This window comes from Dialister sp., assembly GCF_051885895.1.
Lineage (GTDB): Bacteria > Bacillota > Negativicutes > Veillonellales > Dialisteraceae > Dialister.
The window spans coordinates 1-12,439 of the sequence record NZ_JBJEXP010000060.1 but is presented as its reverse complement, the minus strand read 5'-3'; the positions used below and the strand labels follow the sequence as shown (position 1 = coordinate 12,439).

13 protein-coding genes are annotated in these 12,439 nt (G+C 47.5%); all 13 read right to left on the bottom strand.

Translation table 11 applies throughout. The features are described from left to right. Window positions 1-36: 36 nt before the first annotated feature. Window positions 37-1,173, bottom strand: a complete 1,137-nt coding sequence (locus ACI4N7_RS05015) for an acyl-CoA dehydrogenase family protein (RefSeq protein WP_439732269.1) — start codon at window positions 1,171-1,173, stop codon at window positions 37-39. A gap of 173 nt (window positions 1,174-1,346) precedes the next feature. After that, the gene (locus ACI4N7_RS05010; protein WP_439732288.1) at window positions 1,347-2,519 is read right to left on the bottom strand and encodes a pyridoxal phosphate-dependent aminotransferase; all 1,173 of its coding nucleotides are present in this window, start codon (window positions 2,517-2,519) and stop codon (window positions 1,347-1,349) included. 53 nt (window positions 2,520-2,572) lie between these two features. After that, window positions 2,573-3,010 (bottom strand): flavodoxin domain-containing protein, encoded by a 438-nt coding sequence (locus tag ACI4N7_RS05005; RefSeq protein WP_439732268.1) that lies wholly within the window; start codon window positions 3,008-3,010, stop codon window positions 2,573-2,575. A gap of 157 nt (window positions 3,011-3,167) precedes the next feature. Further along, window positions 3,168-3,596, bottom strand: coding sequence for a flavodoxin (locus ACI4N7_RS05000; RefSeq protein WP_439732267.1), 429 nt, complete (start codon window positions 3,594-3,596; stop codon window positions 3,168-3,170). Between the two features lie 92 nt (window positions 3,597-3,688). Then, a complete protein-coding gene (locus tag ACI4N7_RS04995; RefSeq protein WP_439732266.1) occupies window positions 3,689-4,378 on the bottom strand; it encodes a hypothetical protein in 690 nt (229 codons plus the stop codon). A 3-nt stretch (window positions 4,379-4,381) separates the two neighbouring features. Continuing rightward, on the bottom strand, window positions 4,382-6,064 hold the full coding sequence (locus ACI4N7_RS04990) for a glutamine--tRNA ligase/YqeY domain fusion protein (protein ID WP_439732265.1): 1,683 nt from the start codon (window positions 6,062-6,064) through the stop codon (window positions 4,382-4,384). A gap of 253 nt (window positions 6,065-6,317) precedes the next feature. Continuing rightward, window positions 6,318-7,208: a fumarylacetoacetate hydrolase family protein gene (locus ACI4N7_RS04985; RefSeq protein ID WP_439732264.1), complete on the bottom strand. Its 891-nt coding sequence runs from the start codon at window positions 7,206-7,208 to the stop codon at window positions 6,318-6,320. A 200-nt stretch (window positions 7,209-7,408) separates the two neighbouring features. Next, window positions 7,409-8,560, bottom strand: coding sequence for an MFS transporter (locus tag ACI4N7_RS04980; RefSeq protein ID WP_439732263.1), 1,152 nt, complete (start codon window positions 8,558-8,560; stop codon window positions 7,409-7,411). 363 nt (window positions 8,561-8,923) lie between these two features. Then, the gene (locus ACI4N7_RS04975) at window positions 8,924-9,652 is read right to left on the bottom strand and encodes an alpha/beta hydrolase family protein (RefSeq protein ID WP_439732262.1); all 729 of its coding nucleotides are present in this window, start codon (window positions 9,650-9,652) and stop codon (window positions 8,924-8,926) included. Next, the gene (locus tag ACI4N7_RS04970) at window positions 9,633-10,547 is read right to left on the bottom strand and encodes a lysophospholipid acyltransferase family protein (protein ID WP_439732261.1); all 915 of its coding nucleotides are present in this window, start codon (window positions 10,545-10,547) and stop codon (window positions 9,633-9,635) included. The genes ACI4N7_RS04975 and ACI4N7_RS04970 overlap by 20 nt, the downstream gene beginning before the upstream one ends. 170 nt (window positions 10,548-10,717) lie before the next feature. Further along, window positions 10,718-11,740 carry a UDP-3-O-(3-hydroxymyristoyl)glucosamine N-acyltransferase gene (lpxD, locus tag ACI4N7_RS04965; protein WP_439732260.1) on the bottom strand — a complete coding sequence of 341 codons (1,023 nt, stop codon included), beginning with the start codon at window positions 11,738-11,740 and terminating at the stop codon, window positions 10,718-10,720. Window positions 11,741-11,748: 8 nt separating this feature from the next. Beyond that, on the bottom strand, window positions 11,749-12,207 hold the full coding sequence (locus ACI4N7_RS04960) for an OmpH family outer membrane protein (protein ID WP_439732259.1): 459 nt from the start codon (window positions 12,205-12,207) through the stop codon (window positions 11,749-11,751). Beyond that, window positions 12,200-12,439 (bottom strand): hypothetical protein (locus ACI4N7_RS04955; protein ID WP_439732258.1); only part of this gene is annotated, 240 nt, incomplete at its 5' end. The genes ACI4N7_RS04960 and ACI4N7_RS04955, both read right to left, overlap by 8 nt.

Here is a 12,439-nt window from a genome sequence, read left to right as displayed (position 1 = left end):
TATAAAAGCAGACTCTGTGAATGAATCAGTGCTTCCTTAATACATAGCCGCATTAGCAATGACAAGGCGCTGTATCTGGTTTGTTCCTTCATAGATCTGCATGATTTTAGCATCACGCATATACTTTTCATTCGGATTTTCTCTGGAATAGCCATTGCCCCCCATCACCTGCACGGCAGTAGTAGTTACTTCCATAGCCGCATCCGAAGCAAAGCACTTGGACATGGCAGAGAAGAGGGCTGCCTGTTTATCACCGGTCATCTGCATCCAGCATGCCTTATACACAAGCGCCCTGGCCGCTTCTGTTTTCATGACCATATCTGCGATCATCTGCTGTACCATTTCAAAAGAAGCAATCTTCTGGCCGAACTGTTTTCTCTGGTGGGCATAATGAATGGCATTTTCCAGAGCAGCCTGGGCAATGCCTACAGAAATGGCACCTACCACCGGCCGGGATTTCTCCAGTGTTTCCATGGCGATGCGGAACCCCATGCCTTCTCTTCCCAGCCTTGCCGAGGCAGGCACGAAGCAGTCATCGAAAATGATTTCTGATGTAGCGGAGGCACGGATTCCCATCTTATCTTCCTCTTTGCCCATGGAAATCCCCTTTGTATTCCGGTCGACAGAGAATACAGTAAGACCACGGATACCTCCGGATTCCCTGGTATTAGCAAAAAGTGTGATTTTATCCGCAATAGGCGCATTGGTAATAAAGCATTTGGTGCCATTCAGCACATAGCCGCCCTCTACCTTTTTAGCCCGGCAGGAAACTGCACCGGCATCGGAACCGGCTCCCGGTTCCGTCAGGGCAAAGCAGCTCATGCCTCCTTCATTGAGGCAGTCGAAATAAGATTTCTTCTGTTCATCGCTTCCTGCAATCAGCACCGGAAAAGAAGCCAGCGAATTGGCAGCACATACCGTAGCCACCCCGGCACAGCCCTTGGCCAGCTCTTCACTGATCATGGCAATGGTGAGAAGATCCAGTCCTGCACCGCCAAATTCCTTAGGTACTGACAGCGCTGTCATGCCAGCCTGCTTCAAAATGTGAAGCAGTTCTTCATCCATAACGCCGCTTTTATCAATATCAAGGGCTCTTGGCGCAATTTCCTTCTGTGCGATATCCCGAGCCAGTGCAACCAGTTCTTTCTGCTGATCTGTCAAAGTAAACTCCATTTTCCAACACCTGCCGAATCAAAAAATACGAACTATTCATTTTCTCTGCATATGATGCAGAAATATTCCTATTCATTATAACAGATTTTTCCCAAAAAATTCACCATGGAAAAAAGCCCCGCCTGCAGGCAGGGCTTTTTCAGATAAGGGAAAACAGTCATCAGACCATCCGCTTAATTTTTTCTATATTTATCTACAAAATGGCCGATCCGCTTCAGCGCTTCCGCCAGGTTTTCCCTGCTGGCAGCGTAGGAAATACGGATATGGTTTTTCCCCTGTGGTCCAAAGCAGGTGCCCGGCACTACGCCTACTTTTTCTTCCTTCAGCAGGCGGTCGGCAAATTCTTCATCATCCATGCCGGTAATGCTGATATCCGGGAAAATGTAGAAAGCGCCCTTGGGCTTGAACACAGAAAGTCCGATTTTGCGAAGGCCTTCATATACCATATCCCGGCGTGCCTTATACTCGTTATACATAGCCTTCACATCATCATCGCAGTATTTCAGGGCTGCAATGGCACCGTACTGGCTGGTAACGCTGGCGCAGAGAATTTCATACTGGTGCACTTTATAAATCTGCTGCATGATTTCTTTTGGTCCGCAGATATAGCCGATGCGGAGACCTGTCATAGCGTAGGATTTAGAGAAGCCGTTCATAGAAAGGGTTCTCTCTTTCATGCCCGGCAGGGAAGCAAAGCAGGTATGGGTGCCTTCATAAGTGAGATCACAGTAAATTTCATCGGAAATAACGACCAGATCATGTTTTTCTGCAAAGGCGGCAATTTTCTCCAGAGATGCCCTGTCCATGACAGTACCGGTGGGGTTATTCGGATAGCCGATAAGAATGGCTTTTGTACGGGGAGTCACTTTCTTCTCCAGTTCTTCCACCGTCAGTTTGAACTCATTCTCTCCATAGGTAGGAACCAGTACAGGTTTTCCTCCTGCAATGGATACACAGGCAGGATAAGCCAGATATGCCGGGTCCGGAATGAGCACTTCATCCCCCGGGTTCAGGAGCGTGGTCATAACCAGGCCGATGCCTTCCGATACACCCACTGTTACCATGACTTCATCCTCCGGATCATAGTCCACATGGTAGCGGTTATGGAAAAGCTTGGCAATTTCCTGGCGCAGTTCCAGAAGACCCCAGTTGGAAGTATAGGATGTTTCTTTTCGTTTCAGACTTTCAATGCAGGCGTCAATCACCTTATCCGGAGCTGAATAATCCGGTTCCCCTACCCCAAGGGAAATGACATCCTTCATAGTGCTTGCCAGGTCAAAGAATTTACGGATGCCGGAAAAAGGTACTGCTTTAATATTGGATGCTACTTTTTCATCCCAATTAATCATAGATAATTCTCCTTCCATTTGAAATATGGAAACATGGAAAAGCAAAAAAACTACTTTGTTTCTGCCACTTTCTTCCCCAGTTCTTCACATTTTTTCAGCGATGGTTCATCGGGATACCCATAGGCCAGAAGCGGCTGGGCCGGGAAAGAAGCACCGGCAAAATGAAGCTCGTTGTACCAGGAATTGAGCCAGGCTCCGCGGCTCCATCCGCAGGAGCCGAAAATTCCCATAATCTTTCCTTTGAGGTAAGGCTTCAGCTTGTCGCAGAACGGCTTCATCTGGGCCTCTTCAATCACTTCTACACCCCAGGCACTGCATCCCAGAATAATATGATGATACGTATTTCCAATGACCACAGGATCCACATCAGACACCGGTGCCAGGAGTACTTCTGCTCCTGTACTTTTGGCTCCTACAGCCACAGCTTCTGCCATGGCTTCCGTATTTCCTGTAGCAGAGTAATAAATGACAGCTACCTTTTCTGCCATATTGGCCTCCTTTTCTTGACAGGCCCTGTGGGGCGGTTGTTCGATCCTATTCAAATCGGAAGGCGGCCTCCTGATCCTTGATTCCCGCCGCCAGTGCCTCTCTTATCCCTAAAAAAAGAAGCGTCCTTAAAAAAGAACGCTCTTTTCCATTCTGAAATTATGCCTTAGCTACGGTTTCGCCCAGTTTTTTGCAGGCTTCCAGTGCTTCATCATCAGGATAGCTGTATGCTTTGACCGGATCAGCAGCCAGTTTGATGCCTGCTTCGTCAAAACGTTTCTTCCAGTTTTCAATCCAGTCGCCCTGGTTCCATGCATAGGATCCAAAAATAGCGACTACTTTGCCATTCAGCTGAGGAAGAAGTTCTTCGAAAAATGGTTCGAATTCATATTCTTCCAGTTCTTCGTTGCCCATAGCGGGGCAGCCGAGGATGATGTGGTCGAAAGCAGCTACATCGGAAGCAGAAGTATCGCTGACAAAGGAAAGAGTGGTTTCTGCACCTGCAGCCTTTGCACCTTCTTCTACAGCCTGTGCCATAGCTTCTGTGTTACCGGAACCGGACCAATATACAATTGCAACTTTTGCCATTTAAAATTCCTCCTATCAATATTTAATTGATAAAATTGTCTTACTTCTCTATCTTACTGATTCAAAGGCTCCTTGTCAATTTATAAACGCAATTATTCTATTTCCGTAAGAGATGTTCCCCTTTGGGAAAGATCCAGCAGATTGGCTTTCTGCGGGAACTTGCGTTTCATGACCATCTTTTTTACGGCTTCCGTAATATCATTCCTGTCACCGTCTGTGTTAAAAATACCAAGAGTGGTAAAATAACCGTCACACTGGAGCAGGATGGTATACGCCTCGTTATAGGTGATTCCCTGTTCGGTGGTCTTGATGGTCACAAAACCTTCCCAACGGGGATGCTTGCTGTCTTTAATTTTTTTCAAAGGAGCTGTACCTTCATAAACGGCACCCTGGGAAATAAGCTGATGGTTCAGCCAGTCGGCAATGATGTCCATCTGGTCTTCCGGCTTATCATCTTTATGACGGAATTCTCCGATATCCTGCAGGAAAGGGATTCCTGTTTCATGGGACATAGCCCAGCCATAGGAAAAATCAGGACCGTTCTTCCAGGTCATGGTATAGTATTCGCTTTTAGACATGCCCTTCCGGATAAAGAACCGCTTCGTTCCTCCCTCTTTCACAAAGGGCAGGGCATTCTGTGCCCCCTGGGAAAAGGTAATTCCCTTGGGAACTTCCATAGTGCCAATGCCGGAAAGTATCAGTTTATCAGCGGCGGAAGCCTCCAGACAGCCGAAGAAGAAAAGTCCGGCTGCCAAACATGCTGCTAAAGATAATCTTTTCATAGATTAAGCCTTCGCCTGTTTCTTCTGCAGTTTTGCCCAGGTGTCACGGAGACCTACAATGCGATTGCATACCAGATGATCTTCTGTAGTATCCTGGTCAATGATGAAATAGCCCTTCCGCAGGAACTGGAAACGGCTGCCAACAGGATATTCCTTAATGGCCGGTTCTGCCTTGCTCTTCATGACAGTGAGGGAATTGGTATTGATTTTTTCCATGAAATCCCGTCCATCGTCCTTGTCATCAGGAGAGATGAGGTAATCGTAGAGTCTTGTTTCCACATCCACAGCAGTATCGGCGCATACCCAGTGGAGGGTGCCCTTGACCTTGCGGTCAGCGCCCGGTGTGCCGCTTCTGGTATCAAAATCAACGGTGCAGTGGATTTCCTTAATATTGCCGTCTTCATCTTTCACCACATCGTCACATTTTACAATGTAAGCTCCTTTCAGGCGCACTTCCTTACCGGGGGTCATGCGGAAGAATTTATGAGCCGGATGTTCCATGAAATCTTCTCTTTCAATGTAAAGGTTTCTGCCGAATGGAACTCTGCGGCTTCCCATGGATTCATCTTCCGGGTTATTTTCCAGAGTCATGTATTCAATCTTATCTTCCGGATAGTTGGTGAGTACCACCTTGACCGGATCAATGACTGCCATAATGCGGGGTGCCTTGGCTTTCAGGTCTTCGCGGATGCAGTATTCCAGAAGGGACACATCGACTACGCTGTCCGCTTTGGCCACGCCGATGAGGTCGCAGAAATGACGGAGTGATTCCGGTGTATAACCTCTCCTGCGGATGCCGCTGATGGTAGGCATACGGGGATCATCCCAGCCGGAAACAAGGCCGGCTTCTACCATTTTACGGAGCTTTCTCTTACTGGTAATCATGGTGGTCACATTCAGGCGGGCAAATTCAATCTGCCGCGGCTTTTCCTTGCCGTCAAAGGCCTGGAGGCACCAGTTATAAAGAGGTCTTCTTTCTTCAAATTCCAAAGTGCAGATGGAATGGGTAATTCCCTCCAGGGCATCAGAGAGAGGATGGGCAAAATCGTACAGAGGATAAATGCACCATTTATCTCCCGTTCTGTGGTGGGTAGCATGAAGAATACGGTAAATGACAGGATCACGCATAACCAGGTTCGGGGAAGCCATATCAATCTTGGCGCGGAGGCATTTTTCGCCGTCTTTATATTTTCCTTCCTTCATTTCCTCGAAAAGCTTCAGGTTTTCTTCTACCGACCTGTTTCTCCAGGGGCTTTCCTTGCCCGGATGTTCCAGATCGCCCCGGGTATTATGGATTTCCTCGCTGCTCTGGTCATCCACATAGGCCAGTCCCATGCGGATAAGTTTGCAGGCAAACTCATAGAGTTCAGGGAAATAGTCAGAAGCAAAATGAACCGGTTCCTTCCATTTGAAACCCAGCCATTTGACATCGTTCAAAATGGAATTTACAAATTCCTCATTTTCTTTGGTCGGATTTGTATCATCAAAACGTACATTGGTAGCACCGTGATACTTTTCCCCCAGCCCGAAGTTGAGACAGATGCTCTTCACATGACCGATGTGCAGATAGCCGTTCGGTTCCGGCGGAAAACGGGTCAGTACCCTTCCATTGGCATAGACATGGTTGGCTATGTCTTTATTGATTTCCGCTTCAATAAAATTAGCGGCTTCTCTCTTTTCTTCCATTCCAGATTCCTCCATTTCATTTTTATCATGGATATTTATTTTTATTATACAATATATTATCTTTCTTTTCTTCTATTTTGATGAAAGAAATCCTGTCATCTGCCCTCCATAAAAGGAATCTACTGTTAAAGCAGAAGATGAAAACCCTATGAAATCCGATTTTTAATGCACTCAGTACTTTCTGCGGTTCCTTTTCTTCTCCATAGACAGAAAAAGACCGGCTGACCGGTCTTTTTCCTGCATGCGCAGAATTTTATTTCACTGTATTCTTCAGGGTGCCGATAGGATCAATGGTGATTTCCACCACATCCCCCTTCTTGAGAAACTTTGGCGGATTGAATCCCATACCTACGCCCTGAGGAGTACCGGTGGCAATGACATCACCGGGAAGGAGAGTCATACCGTCGGAAAGTACCTCAATCAGCCTGGGGATAGAGAAAATCAGGTCGTTGGTAGAACCTTCCTGACGAAGATGGCCGTTTACCTTTGTATAAATAGTAAAAGGCACCGGCCAGTCCCCTACCATAACCGTAGGTCCCATGGGGCAGAAGGTATCCAGGCTCTTTCCCTTGAACCACTGCACATGTTTTTTCTGCAGGTCCCGGGCCGTTACATCATTGATAATGGTATAGCCATACACGTATTTCATTGCATCTTCCGCTGCCACGTTGCTGCAGCGCTTTCCTATGATCACGCCCAGTTCCCCTTCATAGTCTACTTCTTTTGTCGTTGCCGGATGACTGTCGATTTCCTCATCCGGTCCGATAACAGAAGTGGTAGCTTTGGTAAAGAAAATCGGAGTGGTCGGATTCTTTGCGTTTACATTCTGGTCAAATTCCTTCACATGGGCCTGATAATTCTTTCCCACGCAAAGAATATTGCGCTTTGGATAGAAAGGAACTTCCAGACGCACATCTTTTAAAGAAAGAGGCTCAATGGATTGATCCTTCTCATTCATCTCCAGTGCTTTAGCCAAATTCAGAAGTCCTTCTTCACCGGTTTCAATAAATTCCTCCATGGTTTCCCCCAATGGAATAAAATAGGTCTCTTCCAGATCCTCTGCAGAATAAATGGAAACACCATCTGCAGCCAGTACGCCCCACTGGCGCTGGCCATTGTAGTTATAGGAAACAAGTCTCTGCATGATATACCTTCTTTCTATTGGTAGATATGCCCATTATATCATGAACACCAGTGGGTTCAAAGTGTTTTAAAAGGTTCAGAGAAAAAGGCTGCCAGTCCAGTGAACTCAGCAAAGGAAACCTTTCCGCCACACGTCCTGCGCATGATATGGCTGCCCGGCATTCCAGATACTGTCGGCTTGCAGAACAGTCACACCGCCATTTATCTACTGCCATTTTTCCTGTGAGTGAGACAGACTTTCAGCCCCAGAAGCAGCTGGATAAGTCCTGCCGCCAGATAAACCTCCCAGATTCCAAAGGCCATGGAAATGGCAGAGGATAGAAGAGGACCGCACATATTGCCAAACTGCTGAGCCGTATTGGAAAGGCCGAATATGCGTCCCCGGAAATCAGCTGGCGTATGTTCTACCAGAGCCGCATTAATGGACGGATTAGCCCCTATGATAAAACAGCCTACCAGAAACTGGCAGATGCCAAACCCGAGAATAGAATCGGGAATCGACTGGATAATGGTAAATGCCCCGGCCAGAACAAGGGTAATGGTCATGGCGAAATAGTACCCCCGGGACTGTCCGAATTTTCCCCAGAGGGTAGTCGTCAAAGCGCCTGCCAGTCCTCCGCTGGACATGATGAATCCGGCAGTCAGCTCTATATTTCCTTCATGGTGCATCAGTTCCCCCACATAGAGAGAAGTCACCGGCTGGATCATAAGCAGCGTAGACTGCAGGAAAAAAGTGAGAAGAAGCAGTTCCCGCAGGGATGAATTATGGGCAGTATAGGAAAGATCCTGTCTGATGGATGTCGTTTCCCTTTTCTCCCTTTTCCCTGTCCCATTCTTTTCTTTAACCAGAAAAATCACCGCTGCTGCCACAATCCAGAGAAACAGGGCAGAAAGGAAAAATGTATTTCTCATGCCGAAAGCATGGGATAACGCACCGCCCATGAGCGGCCCCAGAATACCGCCCACCACCAGGGAGGTCTGGGCCATTCCCAGAGTACCGCCCAGCTTTTCTGTCTCCGCACTGTCAGCAATGATTGCCATAGATGCGGCCACAAAACCGTTGGCAAAGCCCTGGAATGCCCGGGCTGCCATCAGGTGGTACTGATTCTGGCAGAGACCGCAGAACAGGTAAGAAAATCCAAGAAGCACAGCTGCCCGCACAGCCATTTTCTTCTTTCCGCCGGAATCAGCCAGCTTGCCCCAAACCGGCCCCATGATACCGGCTACCAGGAAACAGCTGGAAAAGACAAGGCCTGTCCAAAGTGATATTTCATTATCCGGCACCCCCAGTTCTCCTAAATAAAGAGGAAGAAAAGGGATGACCATGGTGTACCCGGAGGAAACCAGAAACATACTGGCTACCAGGGTGATAATATTTTTATTGTAACTCAGAAACAGGCCTCCTTTCGATAATGGCTGATATGCACAGCAATGCAATGACAAAAAAATACTGCGTGATTGGTCCCAAAAGTCTGACCCCTCTGCAGATCGAATGTAGATAGGACTAAAAGCGGCAGTTCACTTCCTCATCAAAGACACGACCAAACTGTTTTTAGCACGCCACCCTTTATGAGAATGTGAATGCAGCATGTAATTCTTTCCTCTTTGTCAGATAAAACCGGCAGCATATTTTAAACAATAAGCACACCTGCCACTATTTCCCTTTTCATTCTTATTTTTTAAAGGAAACAGTGCAGGACCTTTCGAAAAGGCAAATCACACCTTCTCCATCCACTTCATTGCATCATCTATCATATTGGTGGTGACGAAATGACCGAGTCCCGGATAGGTTACTCTTACCGCCCGTCCTCCCGCTTCCTGAAGGACATCATAGAAATGGGCCTGGGCTCTGGGATCTACTGAACTGTCACTGTCTCCATTTGTCATGAAAATAGGTACCTGTTTCAATGCATCCACATGGCAGACAGGCGACTTCTTTTCAATTTCATCATATAAAGCCCAGTCTTTTCCCACATACATGCCAAAGCGGGACTGCATAAAAAGATGGGTAAGAAGCCAGTCCCCGGAACCGTTGAAAGATACAATCCCTTTCACTTTGTCCGGATATCTGCTTCCTATGCCCAGAACAGAAATCCCACCCATGGAATGTCCCAGAATAAAAGGCTTTTCATTGTACCTGCTTTTAATATACTGCAGGATAAAAGGAAATTCATCCATATTCCGGAAAATGGTTTTCCAGAAAATATCATAGTCTTCCTTTTTGTAATAATCGGCAAGAGCGCCCCGTTCTCCATGGGCATCCTCTTCAGGTACATACACGGTATAGCCATTGACTGCCAAGATAGATGCTTTTGTAAGCTGATATTCCGACCGGCTGCTCCAGCCATGATACAGAATGACAGTACGGCCTCTGTCCTCTATGGGATGAACAACCATAACAGGAATATGATGACAGTATATTTTCTCAGTTTTCAGCTGGTTCATGGGCCGCTCCTTTCAGTTCCGGATAAAAACGATCTGTCCATTTCCAGCGGTTATGCAGCCAGAACCATTCTTCCGGATATCGGCGTATCCATGCTTCCAGACGACAGTTTACCTTATCTGTAATATTGCTGATGGCTTCTTTTTTCTTAAGCCCTTCATCGGCAGTAATGGGTTCGCCGATAATGATTTCATAATGCCAGGGAGATGTTTCATGGATAAAGGCAGTCATAACCGGAAGGCCAGTAAGAAGAGCAAAATGGGCCGGGCCGGTAGGGCTCAGTGTTTTCTGTCCCATGAAGGGAGACAGGATGCCTGTATCGCCGGGGTCCTGGTCGCAGAGAAGTCCCACAAAGTATCCCTGCTTCAGCCGCCTCAGCATGTCCCTCACCCCGGTCTTGTATTCCACCTTCTGCCCGGGCATGGAACGGTATTCACAGAGAAAACGGTCAAAATCCCTGTTTTTCTGCTGCATGGCTACAGAAAGAAGGGGATACCCGTACAGAGCAAGGGCTGCTCCTTCTACTTCCCAGTTGCCGCAGTGGGTGGCAGCCAGAATACAGCCTTTCCCCTCTTCTTTCAGGGCATCCAGTTTTTCCTTGCCCTGAATTGTCACATAGTCTCTGATGTTATCTCTGTTCAATAGAGGGAAACGGAACATGGATATTCCCAGGGGACCAAAACGGAGAGAAGAAGCTTTGGCAATTCTTTCCGCTTCCTTTTTATCTTTTGTTACGCCGGCACGAAGAATGTTGTTCACTGCCAGCTTTTTCCTTTTAGGAGGAACGAAGGTCCAGAAGAAATGACCCAGCCCCCGCCCCATAACCTGAGCGCCGGAAGGAGAAAGGCGGCAGGCCGCCCAGCCCAGAATTTTTAGTAATCGGTATGTTGCACCCATAAACGAAACCTCGTATAGATAAAAGAAAAGCACAAGGCTCCTTTCCCCTGCGGAAAAGGACCTTGCACCCTCCTCTGAAAATGAGGATGTGACCATTTCCTGTGAAGAAACGAGCCTTCCCCTCATAACAAAAGCAAATGAATCAGCACTGCTGCTGTTCTGCTTTATTATTACTTGTCTTCCGCCTCTTTCAGTTTTTTCTCCAGAAGACGGATTTTTTTCATCAGTTCCGGAAGGTGGGAAATCATAACTTCCACTCTTCCCCACTGGGCGTGGGTACGGGCAGGATACCCCATGTACACTCCCGGCTTCCTGATGCTTCCTACAACACCGGTCTTGCCGCCAAGAATGACATTATCACAGATGCTGATATGACCGTTAATACCGGTCTGTCCTGCCAGGATGCAGTGATTTCCGATGGTGGTGCTTCCAGCAACGCCGGTCTGGGCAATAATAAAGCAGTCTTCTCCCACTTCCACATTATGTCCCAGATGAACCAGATTGTCGATCTTTGTTCCTCTGCCTACCACCGTATCATTCAGCGCACCGTTATCCACAGCTGTTCCTGCTCCCAGTTCGCAGTCATCCCCAATGACTGCTTTACCCAGCTGGCGAATATGGTGGTGATGACCTTTCTCATCGGTGGAGAAGCCGAATCCCTGGCCTCCCACAACGGCATGGGCACGAAGCACCACCCGGTCTCCCAGGATGCTGTTTTCATGAATCACGGCGCCGGGATTGATTTCACAGGCTTTTCCGATCACTGCATTCCTTCCTACATAGGTATAAGGGAAAATAACCGTACCGTCACCGATACGTGCACCGTCATCAATGACCACATAGGCCATGATACATACATCTTTCCCGATAATAGCCTTATCGCTTACTACCGCCGTAGGATGAATGCCCGGTGTGTACCTGCTTTCCGGGTGGTAAAGATCCACCAGTTCCCCAAAAGACCGTCGGCAGTCCGGCACAACGATAAGATTTTTCGTATAATGGGCGGGCAGTTCATCTACCAGAATAACTCCTGCCTTCATTTCCTCAATATGCTCCGCATAGATTCCTCTGGCGAAGGTTACATGGGAAGGACCGGCGCTTTCTGCGCTTCGTACATCATCAATCAGGACAGTGCTGTCTCCATACAGCTTTCCGCCCAGAATTTCTGCCAATTCACCTGCTGTTTTTTTCATAAGAATCCTCACTTGGACTGGGAAGAAGCGGCCTTGGAGGCACCGCCGTCCATTTTGGCCAGAACTTCATCTGTAATATCTACGGCGCCGGAGGGTACCGCCATTTTATTCATGACAATTCCGATATTCTTATCCTTGGCAATGACTCCAGCCTGAGACTGGATCATAGATTCAATCTGCTTCTGTTTGCTCTGGATGAAAATCATCCGTTCCTGCTGGGCAGACTGTACCTTTTTCTGCATTTCTTCATCAGAAAGACCCTTCTTGGAATCTTCCGACAATCTGTCGCTGATTTCCTTATCCTTATCTGTAATTTCCTGCTGGATAGCCTTGATCTTCGGGGACTGTTCCTCGATTTTCTGGTAATCCACCACAGCGACTTTATGTTCACTGCCGCAGCCGGTGATGACAGCGGCAAAAGCAATCATTCCGACACAGGCCAGTTTTTTCCACGCAGCCTTATTCATTCTTTTCCTCCTCCTTGATGACGATTACTTTAATTATCCTCAGATATGAGCCGTCCTCATATCCTATCTCAGCCTTCAGTATTCCGGATTCCTCTGGAGTGAACCAACCGTTGGCAGCAGGGCTTATGGATTTATCGTTGTATTTCCACGACAATGTCGTACCCTCTTCCCGGTTCATTATCATCAGCGGAAGTTTTACACCCTTGTTAAACGAACCGTCTTTGTTCCTGCT